This window comes from Sphingobium sp. C100, from assembly GCF_000508185.1.
GTDB lineage: Bacteria > Pseudomonadota > Alphaproteobacteria > Sphingomonadales > Sphingomonadaceae > Sphingobium.
This window is the reverse complement of sequence record NZ_AYOY01000197.1, coordinates 1-21828: the sequence shown is the minus strand read 5'-3', so window position 1 is coordinate 21828 and position 21828 is coordinate 1. Positions and strand designations below refer to the sequence as shown.

The following is a 21828-nucleotide window of genomic DNA, read 5'->3' as shown; positions in this document are numbered from 1 at the left end:
CGGGCCGCCGCTCGCGTCGGTCACGGTTTCATAGGCGATGCAGGTCGCGCCGCTGGCGATCAGGTCGCGGGTCTGGTCGGGATCGGGGGCCAGGTGCAGATAGGTGTAAAGGATCTGGCCGGGGCGCAGCATGGCGCGCTCGCCGGCCTGCGGCTCCTTCACCTTGACGATCATCTCGGCCGTGGCGAAAATCTCGGCGGCAGTCGCGATGATCTCCGCGCCGGCCCGTTCATAAAGGGCGTCGCTGGCGCCGATGCCCTCGCCCGCGCCGCCCTCGACCAGCACGCGATGGCCGTGCGCGGTCAGCTCATGAACGCTTTCGGGCGTCAGCCCGACGCGATATTCGTGATTCTTGATCTCTTTGACGGTGCCGACGATCATCTTGTCTCTCCGAAATGGGTGGCGGAATGGATCACGCCGCTCTGCGCCGATCATAGCATGGAGCGGCGAGCGAATGGTCCCTCATTTGCGACATTTGACAGCGGCGCGCGGGATGATATCCCGAACTTTGTCAGTATATCGGGATTTCATTGCATGGACAGGTTCGACATCGCCATTATCGAAGCGCTTCAGTCCGACTCACGGCGTTCCATGCATGACCTTAGCGACCTTGTCGGCCTCTCCCCTTCCGCCTGCCACCGGCGGGTCAAGGCGCTGGAGGACGTCGGCGTGATCGCGGGCTATGTCGCCCGGCTGGACCCGGCCGCGCTCGGCCTCGACCTCCAGGCCTTCGTCGACATCTCCCTGACCAGCCAGAGCCGCGAGACGATGGACCGGTTCGAAGCGGCCGTGGCCGACTTCCCCGAGATACTGGAATGCCATCTGATGGCCGGACAGGCCGATTATCTGCTGCGCGTTGCCGCCGCCGATCTCAAGGGGTTCGACGCCATCCACCGCGACTGCCTCGCCCGGTTGCCCGGCGTCTCGGCCATCCGCACCAGCTTCGCCATCCGCCGCATCCGCGACTGGCAGGGCTATCGGCTGCGCGGCCTCAAGGGGCCGGCCTGACCGGCACCGGCGCATTGCACAGGTCCACGCCGCCCGCGGGCCGGTCGTAGAAATCATCCTTCCGGTTGGCCCTCAGCCGCAGATAGTCGGCAAAGCTTCGCGACCCTGTATCCATCTGCTGGAACTGTGGCCTCTGCGCCGCCGGCATATCGCTGGCCAGGCGCACCGACAGGATCGGCACCGGATGCTCCTGCGGCGTGTAGAATCCCAGCTCGCCCGACCCGCGCGGCAGGCTGGACAGATGCGCCATTCCCGCGATCACCCGGCCGACCACCGCGATGTTGCGGTCGAGCTGGCGCGGCGCCTGGCCGATCACGGCATAAAGCTCCGCCCCCGTCCCCGCATCGGGCGACAGGTTGCGGCCGACGCCGACAAAGCCATAGCAATGCGGCAGCCACGCGGCATCGCCGTCCATCGCCACCGGCCAGCCACCGACAAAGCCGGTCGCTGGCGCATAGGGATCAGGATAGGGCGAGGGCGTCACCTGCAACCGGCGCGTGGCGATCGGCAGGCGATAATCGTCCGGGCTGGTGGCGGACAGGCCGGGCGGCATCGGCTTCTTCTCGGTCGCGTCCCCCCATTGCACGACATAATTATCCTGGACGCGGTTGATGCTGGTCCCGTCCCACCAATGCGCCTGAGCCAGGACGCGGATATTGCCGACATGGCGCGGCGAAAACATCGGCGCGAGTTGAATGACCACCTGCGCGCCGCCTTCGATCGTCATGACCAGCAGGTCGTCGGGCGGAACCGCACGCCACGCCTCGCCCGGCGCCTGCGCCACCAAGGCCGCCGGTGTAGCAGGCGGGTCAGCGGCAAGCACGGGGCTGGCGGACAGGATGGCGAGCAACGCGGCGCGATGGATATGGGTCATCCAATCATGAAACAGCGACCGCCTGATAAAGTAAAGCGCCACCGCCAATGCCCCTTGCCTCACCGCCCGCTGCGCGATAGGGAGCCGCCTTCCAGTGCATGCGGAGCGGTGGCCGAGTGGTCGAAGGCGCTCGCCTGGAAAGTGAGTATACGTCAAAAGCGTATCGAGGGTTCGAATCCCTCCCGCTCCGCCACATCCCATTGATTTAATTGGATTTTTCTCAGGAAGATTCTCTGCCGCCCCATTTGCCGCCCCATTTCGGGACCGGATTTGCACGAACGTTTGCGGCCAGTTGCGGCAAATTCGCGACGAAATTTGAGACGCGGCTGTGCATTGATGGTGCACCGAAGGCCTGGCGTTTGGCCGAGCGGGCCATTTGGTTACCTGCGAAAGTGTCGCGCATTTGCCCAGTTGGCGCATGCAGACGCCTGTTCGCCTGGTAGATGGCATGACCGCCGATTTTTTGCGGTCCGCAGCCCAGCCCGACCTTGCTTAAAGCAGCCTGTCACCCAGGTGGGCCTGATGGAGGAGTGCCGGATTGCATCGGAAATATCCGATGCTTCTTGACTATTGCGAAGCATCGACTATTCCCGATGCATGAACACCGATACCGCCCTCGCGGCTTTCGCCGCATTGTCGCACCCCACGCGGCTGAGCGCGTTCCGCATGCTTATCGAGCACGAGCCCGCCGGACTGACCACGGGGCAGCTCGTCGAGGCCAGCGGCCTGTCCCAGAGCACCTTTTCCACGCACCTTGCCGTGCTGGCGAAGGCGGGCCTTGTGAGGTCCGAGAAGCAGGGGCGGCAGCAGATCCAGCGCGCCAGCATAGCGGCTCTCCGCGACCTGCTGCTCTTTCTGGCGAAGGACTGCTGCAAGGGACGCCCTGACCTTTGCGAGCCGTTGATCGCCGAACTCGCCTGCTGTTGAAAGGAGCCTGCCTTGGCCCACGACATTGTCATCTACCATAACCCCGCGTGCGGCACGTCGCGCAATACGCTGGCGCTTATCCGCAACGCGGGGATCGAGCCGCACGTCATCGAGTATCTGAAATGCCCGCCGAGCCGGGCCATGCTGGAGAGCCTGCTGGAGCGCAGCGGCCTGACGCCTCCCGAACTGGCGCGCGAGAAGGGAACCCCATTTCATGAACTGGGTCTTGGAGAACCGGGCGTAAGCGATGCGCGGATCGTCGATGCGATGATGGAGCATCCAATCCTGATCAATCGCCCCATTGTGGTCTCACCCCTCGGCGTGCGGCTCTGTCGGCCTTCGGAAGCCGTTCTCGATCTTCTGCCGGAGCCGCAGCAGGGCGCGTTCGCGAAGGAAGATGGCGAGCAGGTGATCGATACAGCGGGCAACCGCATTATCCCGGCGTGAGTCGTCAGGCGTTCGCCTCGGAGGCGTTGGGCAGCTTCCTGCTGTTCGCGACCGTAATCGGCTCAGGCATCATGGCCGAGCGGCTGTCGGGCGGCAACGTCGCCGTGGCGCTGCTCGGCAACACGCTGGCCTCCGGGGCGATGCTGTTCGTGCTGATCACCATATTGGGGCCGGTTTCGGGCGCTCACCTCAATCCCGCCGTCACGCTGATCATGCGCCTGCGCGGGCAGGTCGCGACCGGCACCGCTTCCGCTTATGTCGTTGCGCAACTCGTGGGCGGCATCGCGGGGGTATGGGCGGCGCACCTGATGTTCTCCGTCCCGGTCCTGCAATTTTCCGATAAGGTCCGCAGCGGTCCCGGTCAGTGGCTGGGCGAAGGTATTGCGACCTTCGGCCTGCTGTTGACCATCCTGGGAACCGCCAAAGCCCGGCCGCAGTGGATGCCCGCCAGTGTCGCGCTCTACATCACCGCCGCCTATTGGTTCACCTCTTCGACCAGCTTCGCCAATCCCGCGATCACCGTCGCGCGGTCGCTGAGCGACAGCTTTGCCGGCATCGCCCCCGCCTCCGTGCCTGCATTCATCGCCGCCCAGTTCGCCGGAGCGCTTGCCGCCCATTTCGTCGGTACTGTGATCTTCGCGGATAGATCCAGGGAATTCGCATGAGCCGACTACGCACACTGGCCGATCCCGACCATCTGCCCGCGCTGGATCACCGCTATGTCATCGACCGGCCAGCGATCGGTATCGGGGTGGACGAGCCGCCGCCGCGCATCCTGCTACTCTATGGCTCGCTGCGCGAGCGGTCGTTCTCCCGCTTCGCGGTCGAGGAGGCCGCGCGCTTGCTGCGATTGTTCGGAGCCGAGACGCGGATATTCGATCCTTCGGACCTCCCGCTTCCCGATCAGTTCGCCGGCGACGATCACTCTGCCGTCCACGAACTGCGCGAGTTGTCGCTATGGTCGGAGGGGCAGGTCTGGTGCAGCCCCGAACGCCACGGCGCGATCACGGGAATCATGAAAGCCCAGATCGACCACCTGCCGCTGGAAATGAAGGGCATGCGGCCGACGCAGGGCCGAACCCTTGCGGTTATGCAGGTATCGGGCGGATCGCAATCATTCAATGCGGTGAACACGCTGCGCCTGCTCGGCCGCTGGATGCGGATGTTCACGATCCCGAATCAGTCGTCGATCGCCAAGGCCTACCAAGAGTTCGACGAAGCCGGACGCATGCGGCCATCAAGCTACTACGACCGGATCGTCGACGTCATGGAAGAGCTGGTGCGGTTCACGGTGTTGACTCGGCGGCACGCTGCCCAACTTGTCGATCGATATTCGGAGCGCAAGGCCGCGGGAACGTCAATTGATCGGCCAGCAGTTTGCGCAGTTGACAACCTGCGGGGCAAATCGACGGCTCCAAAAGCTTGGCTTTGAATTCACGCCCACTATGGTTCCGAGCGGACCCGCTTTAGGATATGTTCATGGTCGCACCAATTCGCGTTCTTGTCCCCATCGATGATTCTGAACCCGAAGCATTGGGCGTTCCGCTCGGCTACGCGAAGACGATTGCGCAGCGGAAGGCCTCACGTACGGATAAGGTGATCTTGCTTACGCACACCAAGCAGCAACTGCGATCCACATCATTGGAACGCCATCTAGGCGCGCAGGTGAGCAAGGCACTCGTCGCCAATAAGTCCGTGAGCCTCGGTGATGGTATTATGTTGCGTCATGAAACGATGCAGACGTTGCGCTTCGGCGCAGGCAACTCTGTGATCATCGCGTTCTATGCCGAAGACAGGATCCTGGAGTTCATCGATGGCCTTTCCGGCGTGCTAGGTGTTGTGGCTATTCCTTGGCCGCAAGATGGCGCGGAGGCATGGTCGAGGCGATGGACGCCACACGTTCATGGGCAGGCGGCGCAGGCTCCCGTCAAACTATTGAGCGATCCCGTAATCGAAAACGGCCTAAGGGCACTCTCACGCATGATCAACCTTGCCCATGGTTCGTTACACCCGCGGGATAAGCAATATGCCGACGAGACGCTGCGTATCCTGCGTGCAAAGGGTCATTCAGCGCCTACCGGCGACATAAGATCTTGGGCTATTCGCGAAGGCTGGAAGCCTGGTGCTGCGGATGATCTTGCAAAGTTGGCTGAAAAAATCTTCGGGCTGAAGAATAAGCCCAGCCTTTCGGCCTTCCATGATCCGAATGGTCGTTATGCTCGTTGGAAAAATGGTGGCGACGGCGTTTGAAGAAACGTGAACAGGCTCACGTTAAACGGTTCACATGTAAAAGCTGTAGCTAACCTGCGGCTTCTCATTAATGCTCACATACTTCATGATATCGCCGATCTTTTTCGCGCATTCGAGCGTGATCGGCAGGCGCCCGTCCATCTGAGTGTTGTTCCAGTTCATCTTGGTCAGCCCCAATATCTCGTCACAAAGGTTCTCTAGCGACGAATCCTGCTCATATGCCGTGATCTTCAGGGGGCTCGGGACATACTGCCCCGGATAGGTCTTGTAGAAGTCGACTGTCCCGCGTGTGTACAGAACACCCTCCGTTTCCGAGATGGTCAGCAGTGTCCCACGCTTAGGCGGATACTTCTTATCGCTGAACAGGCGAACATCAGTGTCCGTGATGGCGACGAAATCCTTCGAGCGGATCCCCTTCTCCTCCAGTGCGCGGAGGAAACCCTTGCGCTCGCCGTCGCGAAAGTGGCTCGACTTGTGAATCACGATCCTGGCCGGCATGTGCTCCAGCGCACGGTCATATTCGTCCAGCGCGTCTCGCAGCAACTCGTAGGCCTGATCCTCGCTCAGGTAGGGGTGGCGGTTCTTCTTGTCGATCGACACAGGGGTCCCGCGCAGAATGATGCCGTGACCGAACTCGTCGAAGACCTGCGCCAAACTGGACGATACCGTTTCGCCGTCGCGACTCTTGTAGAAGCCGATACCAATGTAGCATGATCGTAGCTTGGCTGTGTCTTCGACAAGACGCCAAGGAATCGTGCGATTCCCCTTGTAGTAGAGCGCGGTGCAGAAATTCCACGCCTTGGTCGCGGGGTCCTGCTGATCGCCCGAGAACTTGGTGATGAGGATGGTCTTCTCACGAACCAATTGAAGCGGCGTGCCAAGGTGCATGCACTTTGCCTTCAGAATTCGCCGAAAATTGTGCTCGAGTTCGCTCTCGTCCTTCTCATCGTCGGTGGCTGCGGTAGTCACGGAATCAAACATCTCATTGGGCATAACGCAGACGATAACGTCCACGGACCTATTCTCTGCCAGGAAACGGATCTGCTCATAGTAAAGTTCTACAGCCCGTCCCACGCGGTCGGCGCGGGAGGCGAGCTTTACAATCCCCGTGATGTCTGACTTCTTGAGAGTCCGCGTATACTGAGGTGAGTTGATCAGCCGGGTCAGAAAACCGTAGCTCTGGTTCACCCCACCGAATCCGCGGAAGAGGTTTAGAAGCTGCGAATCCTTCTTCCGTTCGATGCCGTCCCGGCACCTCTCCAGCCACTCATCGAGCAAGTCGATACCCTCGCCACGACCGACGACCCCGATCCGAAGTTCCGTCCGGCGCAGTTCGTCGCGCTTGTCGTACACGCCCATATGCTCGATCCCCGTGCGAGGGCAGATGTGCGTACCGGTGCCGAACTCAAGCAGCGGCTCCGTGAGAGTCGTCAGCTTCATGCCGCCATTCCTTCATCGGTCGCATCGTCATCATAGTCGGCAAGCGGGGCATCTCCTTCGTCGAAATCGTCATCGACCTCTTCGCCAACATCAAATTCGAGGAGCGGCCCGAATCTCAACGGCGCCTCGTCCGAATCTTCCTCGCCGCCGGTATTGGAGAGGAAGTAGGCGACAAAGCGAACCGCGTTCCTGACGCTGAGATTAAGTTCGAGGCGCTTTTGCTTCGAGAGCAGCTTGTCGTGCCAGTTCGAGCGCTTGAAGCCGTCATAGGAATAATACCAGCTCGGCACGATCTGCGCGAACCACGCCCCGCCCAGATTCGAGAATGTCAGGTCGAACGAGAAGTGCTGGTGATGCGCGACCTTGTCAGGATCCTTCTTCTGATACTTCACTACATATACGGTACGGGTGGCGCTGGCCTTGCCGACCCAGGCCTCCTTGCGGAGTTCCTGAGCATCCTCGTTGGGCATGAAGAAGAAAAATCCCTCTTTCGGATGCGACCGCACGTTGCGCGCCTTCAGCATCTGCCGCGTCTCTGCAAGGAGGAGTTGCTTGAGAATGTTCACGTTGTCTGACTCGTCGGATTCGGCGAGATCAGAGACATCCAGCCGCTCGATCGTTCCCTCGTCTACGATGCTGACAAGGCCGCTGGCTTCGATGTCCGTGAACGAGAATAGCTTGTTGTCATGACAAACCCATGCGTCCGTCTGCACGTCGTTTAGAAGCAGCGCCATTTTCACGACTGCCCTGCGGCTTTTAGCATAGCCTTTGTAGTTCAGCTCCGCCTTTGCCCGCGCGATCACAGCCTTATCGTCGATTGTCAGGTCAGCGACGTAGACCGCCTCAGGTAGACGGATCTCCTGGAGATTGGTGGTGATCGCCGTCGGTGCCTCGACCGTCTCCGACCTGATGCTGATGAAGGCGTCCACCTCTCCGAGGATGTGCCGGAACTCGATGAGCACACGCTCCTGCGCGGTCAAGCGTAGCCCTGCGACCATGCGGAGGATATCGCTGAGATCGATGATGTGCTTGGTGCAGTTGAACGAGAAGTCCTCGGTCAACAGCGCATTGACCGCGCTCTGGCTGTAGGATGCCTGCTTCTTGCAGAGCATGAGGACGTACAACTCGTCGAACGTGTTGTAGTATGATCGGCTCATGAATTGGCCGATTGTGAACTTCACCTTCTCGAGGCCGGTTGTGGAGGTGACCTGGAACGCGACGCGGTCGTGGTCGTCGCCGAGGTCGATGCCCGGGAAGTTCTTCTGCTTCCGGTTGAGATTAATGAGGTGCGGCAGGTTGAATACCGACTTCAGGATCGGGATGAACGCATCCTCGAGCGCGAGGTTGATGTCGGTTCGCCCCTGCGCGGTCGCAAGTTCCACCTGGACGATGATGCGGCTCACGACGTCGCGGAGCTGATTTTCAACCTCAAGTTGCCTCATATCGCAGCGCTACTCCCCGAAACCGGCCTCCCAACGGTATGGGAACGCACCAAGAACATTTCAAGTGCATCATGGTCCACAACGGGTGTACGGGACTATGTGGCCAGGTTTGCCGACCGCGGTCGGTCGGCTGAACTCACCACCCAAACGAGCTTGATCGCATGTAACGGCGTAACCGTTCCAGAACCCTACTGCTCCCAGTGGCCACCAAGCCGCTGCTGGGCGCGTTGATCCAGCACGAGGAAGGGGCGGACCAAGGGCCGCGGTGCCGTAGGGCGAATGCCTCGCCAGTCCGTGGTCTCGTCATATGCCCAGCCTTGATCGGGCGGACTCTCCGGCGCCAGGAAGTGTGAATAGACATATTCCAGGGGAGTTTCGCGAGGGTCGAATTCGCTCATCGAAGCGACGATGCGCTGGTAGCGCAATTGCTCGACCGCATCACCTTCGACTGCTTCAAAGCCGACATGGATGATGCCGGGCCGGTCCATCGGAAGCTGGCCTAGACCGTCGGCAACCTTTCGAAGAACATCGCGGGCTCGACCCGAGATCGACGCCGGGGCCAACGGCGTCCATTCGAGGACGGTCGCATAGTCGCAGTCTCTGATGTAGCGCGGATTGTCAGAAAATTTGATCCGCAGAGAGCTGATCATAGCCTGGTGGCGCTTGTACCTTCCGGTCAGCAACTGCGCGAGCCGGGTGCTCCCGTTGAGGATCATACTATCCTCAAGCTCCTTTCGGAGCGGGCGCAGATCGAGCGACCGTATGCTTCCCCGGCCGAACTCGTCCTGCCATTCAAAAGCCTTCTCTGGCGCAAGCTGCCAGGCTTTTGTCTTCCGGGTTAGATAGTCATTCGGCACGTCAGCGATCGGCACCAGAAACTCGACCTGCGCGAAGGTGCTGCCGAGGATGTTCGCGAGATGCGCAGTCGAAGGCCCCCAGAGTGCGCGGACACGGGTGCGCTCGATTTCGCCGAAGTCGCTAACCTCCATCCGCTTGCACTCGACCGCATAGACGCGGCCATTCTGCGTGACATCCATGTCGTGCGTGCGCGGACCGCCCCGCCGCTCGGGGACGAAAGCGACCTTCCCGCCCGACCGTGCATAGGCGGCCGCCACGAGCAACTCGAAGAACGGACCGTTGGGCTGGGCCTTCTCGGCTCCGACCATACGTACGACCCGATCGTCAATGCCGTCGATGGCTCTCAGAAGGTTTAGGTTCCGGCCAATTGCGGCGAATACCGGCACAACCCTTGAGCCGAAGATCGGATCGTAATTCCAGACGTGATCGATGGACGCTTCGGCAAGAAAAAGGTGGTAGGCGAAGCTGTCCCGCTCGTCAAAGAAGCGACCGGTTTCCCCCGGTTCGGCACCGTTGACAATGAGTTGGTATACTCGCTGTACCGCTGCGAGACGCCGCTTCCTCCACTCGCCTGGCGCGATATAGCCCTTCAACCATTCTACAGCACGGCGGACGTCGGGGTTGTCCTGCCAATAGTCGGGCCGCTCACCGTCGAAGTCGAAGAAATCCTCCGGAATCTCGAACTCTTTTGCCTTTCGGCCTCCCTGGCTCCGGCCGTCCCTACGCGCTCTCATAGATATTCCCTCGGGGCGACCTGATCAGCGATACAGCCCCGCATCTCTCCTCCGCTACTACAGAATCCACGCCGGTCGCGCCTATCGGGATTGTTCTCGTACATTCTCGTCTCCGGTCCGCCGATGCCCCCTGCCATTATGCGAATGAACTTAACGATCCTGAAGATGGCGTGCGGCGGACAACTTTTCTTTCCACTCGAGGATTTCTCGTTCGCTCCATCTGCTTGCGACGCCACCGGGCTTGAATCTTTTCGGAAACTTCCCTTCCCGTTCCAGCTGGTAAATCATGGTCTTCCCAAGGCCAGAGATCTGTTTGACCGCCTTCAAGGGCAATAGACGGTCCGGCGGTTCATAACCGGTGGCGATACGATCCGCTTCCCCGTCGGCGATATGATCTGGCATGGTAATCTCGCTTCTGCGAGGCTCGCTGAACGGTCGTGAAGCCGCCTGAGCCTAGCTTATCTGCGGCGATGCTCCACAACCAGAATTGCACGAACGGCACTGAATTGCCGAAGGTTCAGCTTTCCCACCAACTCGGTTTCAGTTCGGCTGTCATCGCCTTGATGGCCGCGTCCGCGATCAGATCGACACAGGCGCGCTCCAGCCCACGGAGGTCAGTATGCAGAAGGCTCTGCGGGACAGGCATTCTCTGCGATATGAACAGGATCGGCAGCACGATATGGCCGGCCGACAGGCCCAGCCGGATCGTAGCGTTAAGGTGATCATCGAGCTTCGTGCCCGGATTGCCAGCCTCTATCTCGCGCAGCCACCGCGAACTGACGCCCATCTCATCGGCTAGCTCTCCCTGCTTGATCCCGCGTCGACGGCGCTCATCGCGAATACGCTCGCCTGAGACTTTTTTCACCGAACGCAGGCCCGAGAGGTCGGCTTCGGCAAGGCGCTGCGATCGTACCATCTCGATCTCCCAGCTGTTGAAAGCACGTCGCCATTCGGGACGTGCCGACAGCGTATCGAACTGAGCTGAGAGGCAGCAATTGTAGATGCTGCACGTTTCGTAAGAAGTGAAGTTCCGAACATATATATAAATGCAAATCTAGCGCGAGATATGCACCTAAGTCCGTTGACGCGATTATAATGTCGGAAAGCGGAGCGGTCGGAAGGATAATGCCGATTATCTGCATTTTTTTTGAGAACAGAGTCGAATCAACCATTTCGGATTGATTTCGCATCCAAGTAGTTATTTCCGAACGATCGGCAAATCATTTCCTGTTGCTGTTGCATGGCCGTCGATTGCCTTTCATGCACTGGGCATCTCGGAAGGCCGGGCTGAATCGCCGGCCATTCGTAGTCGCATCTTCACAGTAGCCGGCGCCCACGGCGCCGAACGGGGAGTCACGTATGACGAAGCCGATTATCGGCGCGATCGCTGCTGCCCTGGTGTGCCTGACAGGCTCGCCGGGCGTGGCGCACACGCTCACCAGCGGCGCACAGGCCGAACCGAGCATCATCAGGGAAACAGCCGAGGGGTTCGCGATCTGCAGCTGCGCCTCGGCCTGTTCCGCGCAAACCGCGAAGCGGCCGGCTCCTGTCCGGATTGGCGCCAATGTCCTCCTCGATCCGGCCGTGATCAAGGCTGACCGCCTCAACGACAAGGGCACACGCCATGCGAACTAACCGCATCGTCAATCTTTGTGCGGCGCTCGCGCTTGGCGCGGCGCTTCCCGTGGTTGCTCACGCACAATCGGAACCATCGCTCAACAAGGCTGTGGAAGAGGCGCAGGCACAGCTCCAGCAGACCTTCACCAACCTCCAGTTCGAAGATTTCGGGCCGTCCCCGGTGAAGGGGCCGATCTACCAGGCGAGCGCGGGTGGGCGGATCGTCTATTACGCCCCGGACAGCGAGCATATTTTGTTCGCAGCCGTCTATGACCGCAACGGGCTCAACGTCACCGCGCTGGCGCAGGACGCCGCTGCCCGGCGCAAGCTCGCCGGCATCGATACCAGCACGGCGCTCGCGCTCGGACCCGTCGATGCGCCGACCGTCATCGAGTTCACCGATCCCGATTGCCCCTATTGCCGCGCGCTGGACCGCTTCTGGGCCGCAAAGGCAGCCGAAGGAAAACCTGTCCTCCGGCTGATCTTCTTCGTCAGCGGCATCCACCCGGAAGCTGCCGCCAAGGCCGAGCATATTCATTGCTCGCCCGACAAGGAGCAGGCCTTCAAGGCGATCTACGCCGGCGCTGCGCCTGCCGACTTGCGCAAATGTGCGACCGGTGCGGCCAGGGTCAAGGCCGATGCAGAGGTCGTCAGCAAGATCGGGGTCAGCGGCACGCCGACCATCATCGCCGACGGCAAACTGATCTCCGGGTTCCAGCAGGCAGAGCTTGAAGAGTTCCTGAGCGAGAAAGCCAAGGCGCGGACCGATGCGCCACGCTGAGAAACCTCCAACCCCATCCTTGGCGGTCGCTTGCGGCAGCGCGCTCCGGCGCGTCGCCCGGCGGACCGGAATGCCGGCGGCCATGGCCCAATCGGGCCGTCCAGTCATGCCGCCGGCCGACAGCGATCACGATCGATGCCGGCAGGCAGTGACCCGGACGGCCCATATTGCACGGAGCAAGTCCATGATCAGAAAGATCGGCAACCGGGTCGTCTCGGTCGCCAATGTCGGTATCCCTTTGGCTGCCTTCGCCCTCGTCAGCGGTGGCGCCCACGCGTTCACCGCCCCGACGACCGGCGACCTTGGCTACGACATCTACGATATCGTCGTGAACAAGGGCGTGAAGGGACCGCTGGGGTTCGTCGGCGGCGTCGCGGCTTTCCTCTTCGGCGTGTCGCGGCTGTTCTCCAACGTCATGGTGGGCATCCCGACCATCGTCGCGGCCGTCTGCCTCATCAAGTCCGACACCATCCTCCAGACCTTTGGAATGGTGATCTGAGCCCCCCCGTTCGCGCGCGCCGGCACGGGCGCGCGCGGACACCCCCGGACCTGGGCGCGCAGGCGCCCTGGTAAGCCATCCAGATAGTCAACCGGCTTCTCTGGACGGTCCTGAAGCAAGAGGAGAAGGCTCGTGGACGAGCGACTACCCCAATATCTCCACAAGCCGGTCCAGATCCTGTGGTTTGGTTCGGACGAGTTCGTGCTGGTGATCACGGTCATCTTCGTCGCGGTCATCGTCGGCGGGATGCTCGGTTGGGCGCTCATCGCGGGTCTTCTCCTTTTCGTTCCCTGGCTGCGCACCAAGCCGCGCGGGTTCATCCCGCACCTGGCCTGGCGCTGGGGCCTCATCTCCTTCCGCAACTATCCGGGTCCGACGCAGACCCGCTTCTTCGAGTGAGGCCCGCGGTGTTCCGGCGAGCCTCCCGCAAGACCGACGATCTCCTGGCCGGCAAGCCAGCGAGCTACGGTATCCATCGCTACCTGCAAGGGTCGAGCAACCTGTTCGAGGAGAACCGGCTGCTGAAGGTCGCGGTCGCCGGCCTGTTTGGCATCACCGCGGTGCTCGGCACGCTGATCTACACGTCCAACCAGAACACGCGCACGGTGGTCGTGCCCTTTGGCGCCGGCGGTGATCTCTATGTGACCGGCAGCAAACCGTCCGAAGCCTATCTGCGCACGATCACGCGCAACATGGTCTCGCTGTCGGGCACTTACTCGGCCTATTCGGCGGATCGGCAGTTCCAGGAACTGCTGAGCATCACCCATCCTTCGGCCTATAACAGCCTGCGCGACAGCCTCAACCGGCTGCTCGACGAGCTGGCCGACAATCCGACGCTTTCGATCGCGACCTATATCCGTCCCGATCAGCCGGTGACCTGGACCGACCGCGAAATCCTCGTGCCGGTCGAGAAGGTCCGGGTGATCGGCGGCGTGATCCGCAAGTTCCGGGGCAATCTGCGGATTCGCTACGCGATCGACAATGGCCGCTTCTGGCTGATCGCCCTTTCCGAGGAAAATTTCGATGCCAATCCCCGTTAAGCGGTTGCTGGCGCTCGGCCTCGTGCTCGCGCCGCTCCCCGTTGTGGCGCAGACGATCGTCGCGCTGCCCGACCAGACCAGCACAATCCGCCTGTCCAACCGCGACATCAACCATGTCATCTGCGCGGGCGGCGAGATCGAGGACATCAAATTCTCGGCCGAGAAGGCGATCGCCGTCGAGCGCGCCGGTTCGAACGCCTGGATCAAGTTCCTCGTCCGCGAGGTCGATGATGCCGGCGCGGTGACGCGCTCGTTCGTGACGGTCCCCTCCGAGTTCTTCATCAGCTGCAACGGCGCGGTCTATGCGCTCTATGCCGAGCCCTCCGATATTCCGGCGCAGACGGTGACGCTTCAGGCCGACGCGAGTCAACGGGCGCGCGCGAACGAAGACCTGCTCGGCCCGCTGGTCGAGGAAGAGCGGGCGGTTTCGATCACGCTTTCGATGTTGCAGGACCGTGTTCCGGCCAGCTTCACCACTGTCGCACCCCGCGCGGATCGTCTGCGCCTCGCCAATCTGGCGGAGGCCGAGATCGACGAGCGGCGGCGCGTCGAGATCGAAGGCTCCGGCCTCTCGGCCTCGGAATATCTGGTGACCGCGATCGCCGAGGTCACGCTCGATGAACGCAGCTTCCTCGTGCCCGACCTCGGCGCCAACATCTTCGCGGTCACGCTCGATCGCACCGTCCTCAAACCGGGAGAGGCGGCGCGGCTGATCGTCATTCGCCGGGGAGCGGTGCAATGACGCCGGCCGACGAACCCGCCGGTCCGGCCGATACCGGCGCGCCGACCAGCCACCGCGAGCATCTAGCCGCGCAGGCCCGCGCCGATGCCAGGACGCCCGAACGCGGTCCGGCGCTGCTCGACATGCGGGCGCGCTGGGCATCGTTCAATTCGCGGCAGCAGCTTCGCCTGAAGCAACTGGGCGTTGCAGGCGTCGTCGGCCTGCTCGGTGCGGGGCTCTATTTCGCGAGCGGCGATGCGCCGCAGGATGCAGGCGCACCAGCTGCGTCGAAACTGGACATGGGCGCAGGGCTTCGCGGCGACAGCCTGGAAGTGAAGTTGCGCGGGGATCTCAAGAAGATTCTCGACGGCCAAGGCCTGCTGGGCGATCGCGTCACCGCGATCGAGGAAGGCCGCATCGGACCCGGTGCCGCAGGCGCGCCGGGCTCCGATCTGCCTCAGGCGCTGCCGGGCGAAGCGCCGGCCTTTCCGGAGCCGCCCGACACGAGCGATCTCGATCCGTCGATGACCGCGCCGCCGGCTATTCCCTCTGCGCCTCCCGCGCCGCCGGCCCCGCCTGTCGAGAAGACCGTGGGGGCGATCGGCGCCGCGACCAGCCCGGTCGCGGCCGCCGACGGGGCAGCGGGCGCTAAAAAAAAGAGCCGGACGATCTATTTGCCGCCTGGTTTCATGAAGGCGCGGCTGCTGACCGGGATCGACGCGCTGGCGAGCCGGGACGCAACCAGCAACCCCGAGCCGCTGATCGCGCGCGTCCAGGCGCCCGCCGTGCTTCCCAATGACGTCAAAGCCAACCTCGCCGGCTGCTTCGTCATCGGCAACGCGACCGGTAGCCTCGCCAAGGAGCGGGTGGAAATCCAGCTCGTCTCGCTGTCCTGCGTCGACTTTGACGAACGCTCGGTGGTCGATCAGCCGATCAAGGGCTTCTTCGTCGATACCGACGGCAAGAAGGGCCTGTCCGGCAAGGTCGTCACCCGTGCTGGCGCAGCTCTCGCCCGCGCTTTCATCGCCGGCACGATCACCGGCATCGCCGATACGGTCGAAAACACCGTCGGCGATGTCTCGACTTCGGCGCTGGGATCGGTGCGCAGCTTCGACGCGGGCGATGCCGCCAAGGCGGGCATTGCTGGCGGTCTGTCGCGATCGTCGGAGAAGCTCACCGACTTCTATCTCGACCTCGCGCGCCAGGCCGGCCCGATCGTCGAGGTCGGCGCGGCCAAGGATGTGGTCGTGGTGATCCAAGAGGGCGTGACCCTCGAAATCAAGCCAACCGCGGGCGCGAAGTTCTGATGCGCGCGCACCCTCATATCCAGGGAGCCACCCCCATGCCCCAAACACAACGCCGGCGCGCCACACGCGCCGCCGCCCTCATCCTCTTCCTCCCCGCGCTTTCGGCCTTGGGCGGCTGCGCGACCCTCGGTTCGATCATGTCGCCCTACAGCGAGAAATTCTCCTGCAAGAATGACGACCATGGCCAGTGCATCCACCCGGAGAAGGCCTATGCCGACGCGGTGGCGGGCGCGACGTCGAAGTCGGACCCTGCCGTCACCCGCGATAAGGCCATGCTGCGCGAGCGTGGCGGCACGCGGACCGGCGGCCGGAGCCGCAATGATCCCCAAGCCTATGCCGGTTACCGGGAGAGCGTCTATCGCGAGCTTCAGGGACTGATCGACCAGCCGGTCACGCCGATGCTCAAACCCGCGCGCACGATCCGCACGCTGATCCTGCCCTATGCCGACCAGCATCGGCCCGACCGGCTCTACATGCAGCGCTATGTGTTCTCGATCCTCGAGCGCCCGCAATGGGTGGTCGGCGACTATCTGGTGAGCCCGCAATCGTCGAGCGCGCGCGTGCCCATCCTCGAACAGGTGCGTGAGCGCGCCGGCGAAGGCGAACAGCCATGAGCGCGCTGGTCGACCAGCGCGATGGCATGACGCTGGCGCGACTGCGCCAGAGCGTTTCGCGCGACAGCTTCTCCGACTTCCTGCCGCTCGTCGCCTGGGTCGAGGAGGAGGAAGCCTTCCTCTGCATCGACGATGGCTGGGGCTATGCCTGGGAGCTGGTCCCTTCGGCATATATGTTCGCGCATGTCCATGAAGCGCTGCTCGGCCTGCTCAATGTACATTTCCCCGAAGGGACGGTGCTCCAGCTTCATAGTTTCGCCGATCCGCTGATCGACGATGCGCTCGATGCCTATCTCGACCTGAAGACGCGCCCCGATCCGCTGATCCAGGCCTCGGCGCGTCGGACCTTCGACTATCTGCGCGCCGGCACCGCCGGGCTGAAAGCGCTTCACGGCATCCCGATCCGCGACTTCCGCACCTTCCTGTCGGTCAAGACGCGCGCGCCGATGGACAGCGACCTGAAACGCCAGATCGAGGAGCAACTGGCGAAACTCGGCATTCGCAAGCTGCCGCCGCAGGAACTGGTCTCCTTCTACCGCCGCATCTTCAACGGCGTGTTCAACCATGCGCCGGGCGTGTTCTCGCAAGGCGATGCAACTCGCGCGCTGGCGATCCGCAAGCAGATCATCGACGCCGGCCCGGCCTTCGCGTTCGAGGGGCCGGAAGTGTTCCTCGGCGACCAGGTCGCCCGCTGCCTGACGCCCAAGTCGCCGCCGCGCCGTATCACCGCCGAACGCGCCAATCGCCTGACCGGCGGCATGCGCGGCAGCAGCGAGGACAGCGATCAGATCGGCGGGCCGTTCCTGTTCACCCTCAATGTGCTGTTCGATCACTCGGCGTTCGAGATCCACAAGCGCGCGCAGATCCTCTCCGCGCAGAAGGCGGCAGGCAGCTTTGCGGTCGAGGTCGGCAAGCAGATCGAGGAAATCGGCTGGGTGCTCGACGAGATCGGCAACAGCCGGTTCGTCTCGGTGATCCCGACCCTGTGGGTGTTCGGCGAAAGCCGTGCCCAGGCCCGCGAGATGGCCGCGCGCGCCAAGCGGCTGTGGGAATCAGAACCGCTGCCTTGGATGGTCCAGGAGGAAAGCTACCTCAATCCGATCCTGCTCGCGGCCAGCCTGCCGTTCGGCCTCTATCCCGACAAGCGCACGATCCGCATGTTGCAGCGCGATTTTCGCCTGCCGGCGCGCGCCGCGGTGCTGATGTCGCCTATCCAGACCGATTTCCGGGGCGGCGGCCGACCGGCGCTGCTCTATACCGGGCGCAAGGGACAGCTCGTCACGCTCGATCTGTTCGATCCGCGCATCAACAATTACAATTTCGTCGTCTCGGCGGAGAGCGGTGCTGGCAAGAGCTTCCTGCTCAACAATCTGTGCCAGCAATATTATGCGCAGAACGCGCTCATCCGCATCATCGATATCGGCGGCAGCTATAGGAAGCTCTGCACGCTCTGCTCGGGCCGCTATATCGACCTGGGCGAAGAGCATCTCGTGCTCAACCCGTTCGATCTCGGCCTCGCAATGGACGGCGATGACCGGGAATCCGCCATCTCGATGGCCGTCGCGATCGTCGCGGAAATGGCCAATGCCGCGACCCGCAAGCCGGTCACCACCTCGGAATGGAACCTGCTGAAGTCGGCGGTGCAATGGGCGATCGATAGCGGGAGGGCCGAAGCCGGGATCGATGCGGTGCGCGAATGGCTCGGCGCCTATCCGGCCAACACGGCTTCCGATCTCGACCGGGTGGACCATCTGGTGCCGACCGCCCGCGAACTGGCGTTCAACTTGCGCGATTTCGGGTCGGACGGCGCTTACGGCCATTATTTCAACGGGCCGTCGACCTTCGACATATCGAGCGACGAATTCGTCGTGCTCGAACTCGAACGCCTGAAAGCCATGCCCGACCTCTTTAACGTGGTCATCATGGTGGTGGTGAACGCGGTGACGCAGGAACTCTATCTCTCCGCCCGCGACCGTCCGCGCTTCGTCCTCTGCGACGAGGCCGCGCAGTTCATGACCCGCAGCGACGGGCAGGATCTCTCCCGCCTCGCCGAAGCCTTCAGCCAGGGCTATCGGCGCGCCCGGAAATATCGCGGCAGCTTCGGCATCGTGCTGCAAAGCATGAACGACCTCATGCTGTTCGGCGGCACGGGTCAGGTCATCCTGGAGAATGCCGCCACCCGGTTCCTGCTCCAGGGTTCGACCTACGACAAAGCCGTCGAGAACAAGATCCTCGACTATTCGGGCTTCGTTCTCGACCTGCTGAAATCGGTCCGGAACAACAAGCCGAACTATTCGGAAGTGTTCATCGACAGCCCATTGGGCCTCGGTATCGCCCGGCTTGTCGTCGATCCGTTCAGCTACTGGATCAACACGTCGGCGCCCGACGAGGTCGCCGCGTTCGAGGCACTGGTGCGCAAGGGCCGCTCGCCGCTCGAAGCGGTCTGCGAACTGGCCGGAGTCGATCCCGCCGAGGTGCTGTCGCCTAAGGGCATAGGCGGGAGGCCGTGATGCGGACCCGCAAGCCCGATGCCGCCCAGATGACGCTCGAACTGAACCCGGACGACGAACTCGAACGGATCATCGAGGCGCGCGTCGCCGAGCGGGCCGAGGCCCAGGCGCTCGGCTGGCGCTTCCGTCTCGTCATTATCGAAACGGTGATGATCGCCTCGCTGGTGCTCGCCGCCGGTATCGCGCTCGACCTCCCGATGTCGAAGACGCTGACCGGCGCGGCCACTGTCGGCATCGGCTGCTTCCTGACCGGCCTGATGCTGATCGGGCTCACCGGCGCCGCAAGCCGCCTTCTCGCAAAGTTCAGGAGGAAATCATGAGCCTGGAGCCGTTCACCTATAGGTCCGACGCACATCTCACCGAGGTTCCGCGCGAGCCGGACGAAAGCCTTCACGAGTATCTGGTTCGGGCCAACCGCACCTTGGTGGGCCGGGTCAGGATGCTGGCGAGGGCGCGCGACGAGTCCGAATATATCCAGGCCGGCGAACAGGCTCGCTGGCGGATCGACAGGATGCTCCTGACCCTGGCCGGTCCGCTGATCGGCACTGCGGCCTATGTTGGCCTCGTGCGGGCTGGCCTCACCGAGTTCGGCCGGTTCGAGTTCATTGCCGGGGTGATCGCCGTCGCCGGGATCAGCGGCGGACCGTTCGTGCTCGCCTGCGCGACCCTGGGTCCCAAAGTCTCGGGCTGGCTCCTCTCGCACCGGTCGCGCTGCGCCATGCTTCCCATGCGGAGGCGGCGATGAACGGCATCTTCTCAGCCGCGCCCTGCCAGTCCTCGATCCGCCTGCTGGTCGGCACGCATCTCATCCTGCTGGTCCAGGCGTTCCTGCTGATCTGGTCGGGCGCCGACCTCGACGGCACCCGCCCGCTCATCTGGCTCGCGCTGCTCGTCGGAACGACCGGGCTGTGCTGCGCCGTCTGGGGCGAGAGCAGCAATCCGCCGCCCAATTGGAGGGAGCGCCGCCGTGGACGATGACGGTTTCCCTCAGGGCTGGCATGTGGTCGCGATCCAGTCCGCGCTGATCGGCGCGATGATCGTCGGCGCCTTGATCCTCGCCGGATCGGCGCGGGCCGAGACCTCCAATATTGGCCGGACCTGGCCGATCGCCGAGCCCGACGCGATGGCGGAGATCGAGGCCGCGGTGGCGCGGCAGCCTGCCAGCATCGCCCCGCGCTTCGGACCGCGATCGGCATGGAGCGCGCTCAAGGGCGCCACCCTCGGCATCGCCAAGGCGGACCGGGTTCGCAGCGTCGTCCCGTTCTACACGCTCGACCAGGAAATCCGCTTGGCCGACGGCAAGCTGCTCTACCCCAAGGGCTTCACCTTCAACCCGCTGACCTATGTGTCGCTGCCGCAGCGGCTCATCATAGTCCACCCGCGCGATCTTGGCTGGGCGCTCCGGACCGCCGCGCTCACCGACTGGATTCTCCTGACCGGCGGCGGCGATGCAAAAGACGACGCGCTTTCGCTTGGCGAGAAGCACGGCCGCGCGCTGTTCATCCTCGAAGAGCGCGTGAAGGAGCGGCTCGGACTCACCGTCGCCCCGGTCATCGTCCGCCAGTCCGGCCAGAAACTCGAACTCACCGAGGTCCATCTCGAGCGCAAGCGAGGCAGCAAACCATGACCCGCATCACCTCCGCGCTGCGTGCAGGTGCCGCTGCCATCGCGCTCGCGCTGCTGATCCCGGCAACGCCTGCCCATGCCTCGAAGTGCGAGGCGGGCACGATCTTCAATCCGATCACCAAGGTCCGCTGGAACTGCATCTTCCCGATCACCATCGGCGGCGTGCGCGTCGGCAGCTTCGACAAGCTCGACAAGGCGCTCGATGCGCAGTCGGCGTCCAAACCGCTATGCGCCTGCCGCAAGGGCGCGACCTTCTGGTTCGGCGTCAAGGTCAGCTTCTGGTCGCCCAACCGCATGGTGGACGTGGTCACCGAGCCGGGTTGCATGATGGCCCTTGGCGTCGATCTGCTGCCGACCGGCGGCAAGCTTCAGGGCAGCCAGTCGTCGATCTCGGACGGCACCAACACCACCAAGCTCTTCGCGCAGGCGCATTACTACATCTCGCCGGTCTGGAAGATGCTCGACATGTTCACGGACCTGCCCTGCATCGAGGACGAAGGGTTCGACGTGGCGCTGATCACCGAGGTGCTGCCGACCTGGCAGTCGGGGACGTTGGGCGCGATCATTCAGCCGGAAGGCATATTGTTCGGCAACCCCGCCGCAGGGCTCGCCTGCATGGCGGACAGCGCCGCGGCCGCCGCCGGCAAGGCCATCGATCCCCTGTTCTGGTGCATGGGATCATGGGGTTCGACCTATCCGATCGCCGGCGACATCCATATGGGCGACCGGGTCGAGGCCTGGGCGGGCCTTGCCGCGCGCACCACCTTCATGATGGGGCGGCTGGGCTTGCTCACCATCCATTCCGAGGATGGCTGCTCACTCAAACCCCAGCCGATCTGGACCAAGAGCCGCTACAAGCTCCAGATCATGGAGCCCGTCAAGGGCGGCAAATGCGTCAATATCGGGCGCCCTGGCGCGCTGTGGACGAGCGGCAAGCACGCCCCCGGCAAAGACAATGCCCAGTTCATGCTCTTCGAAAAGGCGATCTGCTGCGCGGGGGTATCCACCCCATGAGCGGATCGCTTCCCCCACGCTGCGCGCAAAACCCTGAACCGAGCTGGTCCGTCCGCCAAGGACCGCTTGACGATGCGGCCTCGCGCGCGGCGGGAGCGGCGGTGACAGCCCCCTGCGCC

The 21828-nt window shown here is 63.1% G+C and carries 26 protein-coding genes, 1 tRNA gene and 1 pseudogene; 21 read left to right on the top strand and 7 right to left on the bottom strand.

Features of this window, described 5'->3' with window-relative positions:
• A pseudogene (locus tag C100_RS44970) lies at positions 1–381 on the bottom strand (alanine dehydrogenase); the annotation flags it as partial.
• A 153-nt stretch (positions 382–534) separates the two neighbouring features.
• Between C100_RS44970 and C100_RS0125405 the strand changes: the two are divergent.
• The gene (locus C100_RS0125405) at positions 535–1008 is read left to right on the top strand and encodes an Lrp/AsnC family transcriptional regulator (protein ID WP_031310242.1); all 474 of its coding nucleotides are present in this window, start codon (positions 535–537) and stop codon (positions 1006–1008) included.
• Here the strand turns inward: C100_RS0125405 and C100_RS44965 are convergent.
• Positions 992–1882, bottom strand: a complete 891-nt coding sequence (locus C100_RS44965) for a peptidylprolyl isomerase (protein WP_031310241.1) — start codon at positions 1880–1882, stop codon at positions 992–994. The two genes, C100_RS0125405 and C100_RS44965, sit on opposite strands and share 17 nt — an antisense overlap.
• 102 nt (positions 1883–1984) lie before the next feature.
• Here C100_RS44965 and C100_RS44960 point away from each other — a divergent pair.
• From C100_RS44960 to C100_RS0125400, 6 genes are all read left to right on the top strand, one after another.
• Positions 1985–2075 (top strand) — tRNA-Ser (locus C100_RS44960).
• Positions 2076–2479: 404 nt separating this feature from the next.
• On the top strand, positions 2480–2809 hold the full coding sequence (locus tag C100_RS44955) for an ArsR/SmtB family transcription factor (protein WP_024021733.1): 330 nt from the start codon (positions 2480–2482) through the stop codon (positions 2807–2809).
• 12 nt (positions 2810–2821) lie between these two features.
• Positions 2822–3256 (top strand): arsenate reductase (glutaredoxin), encoded by a 435-nt coding sequence (gene arsC, locus C100_RS44950; protein ID WP_024021732.1) that lies wholly within the window; start codon positions 2822–2824, stop codon positions 3254–3256.
• On the top strand, positions 3253–3921 hold the full coding sequence (locus tag C100_RS44945) for an aquaporin (RefSeq protein ID WP_024021731.1): 669 nt from the start codon (positions 3253–3255) through the stop codon (positions 3919–3921). Before arsC ends, C100_RS44945 begins: the two co-directional genes overlap by 4 nt.
• Complete coding sequence (gene arsH / locus C100_RS44940; protein WP_024021730.1) at positions 3918–4688, top strand: arsenical resistance protein ArsH; 771 nt, start codon at positions 3918–3920, stop codon at positions 4686–4688. The genes C100_RS44945 and arsH overlap by 4 nt, the downstream gene beginning before the upstream one ends.
• 47 nt (positions 4689–4735) lie before the next feature.
• Positions 4736–5506: a hypothetical protein gene (locus C100_RS0125400; protein WP_152536535.1), complete on the top strand. Its 771-nt coding sequence runs from the start codon at positions 4736–4738 to the stop codon at positions 5504–5506.
• 30 nt (positions 5507–5536) lie between these two features.
• Here the strand turns inward: C100_RS0125400 and C100_RS44935 are convergent, their stop codons facing one another.
• From C100_RS44935 to C100_RS44920, 5 genes are all read right to left on the bottom strand, one after another.
• Complete coding sequence (locus C100_RS44935; RefSeq protein WP_024021728.1) at positions 5537–6946, bottom strand: argonaute/piwi family protein; 1410 nt, start codon at positions 6944–6946, stop codon at positions 5537–5539.
• The gene (locus C100_RS44930) at positions 6943–8388 is read right to left on the bottom strand and encodes an SMEK domain-containing protein (RefSeq protein WP_024021727.1); all 1446 of its coding nucleotides are present in this window, start codon (positions 8386–8388) and stop codon (positions 6943–6945) included. The genes C100_RS44935 and C100_RS44930 overlap by 4 nt, the downstream gene beginning before the upstream one ends.
• A gap of 188 nt (positions 8389–8576) precedes the next feature.
• The gene (locus C100_RS44925; protein WP_024021726.1) at positions 8577–9980 is read right to left on the bottom strand and encodes a hypothetical protein; all 1404 of its coding nucleotides are present in this window, start codon (positions 9978–9980) and stop codon (positions 8577–8579) included.
• 150 nt (positions 9981–10130) lie between these two features.
• Entirely contained in the window at positions 10131–10382 is a 252-nt protein-coding gene (locus C100_RS0125395; RefSeq protein ID WP_024021725.1) for a helix-turn-helix transcriptional regulator, read from the bottom strand.
• 115 nt (positions 10383–10497) lie between these two features.
• Complete coding sequence (locus C100_RS44920) at positions 10498–10896, bottom strand: helix-turn-helix domain-containing protein (protein ID WP_024021724.1); 399 nt, start codon at positions 10894–10896, stop codon at positions 10498–10500.
• 443 nt (positions 10897–11339) lie between these two features.
• Here C100_RS44920 and C100_RS44915 point away from each other — a divergent pair, with 443 nt between their 5' ends.
• From C100_RS44915 to C100_RS44855, 14 genes are all read left to right on the top strand, one after another.
• Positions 11340–11615: a hypothetical protein gene (locus tag C100_RS44915; RefSeq protein ID WP_024021723.1), complete on the top strand. Its 276-nt coding sequence runs from the start codon at positions 11340–11342 to the stop codon at positions 11613–11615.
• Positions 11605–12378, top strand: a complete 774-nt coding sequence (locus C100_RS44910; protein WP_024021722.1) for a DsbC family protein — start codon at positions 11605–11607, stop codon at positions 12376–12378. Before C100_RS44915 ends, C100_RS44910 begins: the two co-directional genes overlap by 11 nt.
• Before the next feature lie 184 nt (positions 12379–12562).
• Positions 12563–12877 (top strand): hypothetical protein, encoded by a 315-nt coding sequence (locus C100_RS0125390; protein WP_031310237.1) that lies wholly within the window; start codon positions 12563–12565, stop codon positions 12875–12877.
• 132 nt (positions 12878–13009) lie between these two features.
• Entirely contained in the window at positions 13010–13276 is a 267-nt protein-coding gene (locus C100_RS44905; protein WP_024021721.1) for a type IV conjugative transfer system protein TraL, read from the top strand.
• Positions 13277–13284: 8 nt separating this feature from the next.
• Complete coding sequence (locus C100_RS44900) at positions 13285–13917, top strand: TraE/TraK family type IV conjugative transfer system protein (protein ID WP_031310236.1); 633 nt, start codon at positions 13285–13287, stop codon at positions 13915–13917.
• Positions 13901–14659, top strand: coding sequence for a type-F conjugative transfer system secretin TraK (locus C100_RS44895; RefSeq protein WP_031310235.1), 759 nt, complete (start codon positions 13901–13903; stop codon positions 14657–14659). Before C100_RS44900 ends, C100_RS44895 begins: the two co-directional genes overlap by 17 nt.
• Positions 14656–15945, top strand: a complete 1290-nt coding sequence (locus C100_RS44890; protein ID WP_024021718.1) for a TraB/VirB10 family protein — start codon at positions 14656–14658, stop codon at positions 15943–15945. Before C100_RS44895 ends, C100_RS44890 begins: the two co-directional genes overlap by 4 nt.
• Before the next feature lie 35 nt (positions 15946–15980).
• Complete coding sequence (locus C100_RS44885) at positions 15981–16559, top strand: TraV family lipoprotein (protein ID WP_024021717.1); 579 nt, start codon at positions 15981–15983, stop codon at positions 16557–16559.
• Positions 16556–19069, top strand: a complete 2514-nt coding sequence (locus tag C100_RS44880) for a TraC family protein (protein WP_024021716.1) — start codon at positions 16556–16558, stop codon at positions 19067–19069. The genes C100_RS44885 and C100_RS44880 overlap by 4 nt, the downstream gene beginning before the upstream one ends.
• Entirely contained in the window at positions 19069–19389 is a 321-nt protein-coding gene (locus C100_RS44875) for a hypothetical protein (protein WP_024021715.1), read from the top strand. Before C100_RS44880 ends, C100_RS44875 begins: the two co-directional genes overlap by 1 nt.
• Positions 19386–19814: a hypothetical protein gene (locus C100_RS44870; RefSeq protein WP_024021714.1), complete on the top strand. Its 429-nt coding sequence runs from the start codon at positions 19386–19388 to the stop codon at positions 19812–19814. The genes C100_RS44875 and C100_RS44870 overlap by 4 nt, the downstream gene beginning before the upstream one ends.
• Positions 19811–20047 carry a hypothetical protein gene (locus tag C100_RS44865; RefSeq protein WP_024021713.1) on the top strand — a complete coding sequence of 79 codons (237 nt, stop codon included), beginning with the start codon at positions 19811–19813 and terminating at the stop codon, positions 20045–20047. The genes C100_RS44870 and C100_RS44865 overlap by 4 nt, the downstream gene beginning before the upstream one ends.
• A 55-nt stretch (positions 20048–20102) precedes the next feature.
• Positions 20103–20696, top strand: coding sequence for a conjugal transfer protein TraW (locus C100_RS44860; protein WP_031310234.1), 594 nt, complete (start codon positions 20103–20105; stop codon positions 20694–20696).
• Positions 20693–21709: a TraU family protein gene (locus C100_RS44855; RefSeq protein ID WP_024021711.1), complete on the top strand. Its 1017-nt coding sequence runs from the start codon at positions 20693–20695 to the stop codon at positions 21707–21709. Before C100_RS44860 ends, C100_RS44855 begins: the two co-directional genes overlap by 4 nt.
• Positions 21710–21828 lie beyond the last annotated feature (119 nt).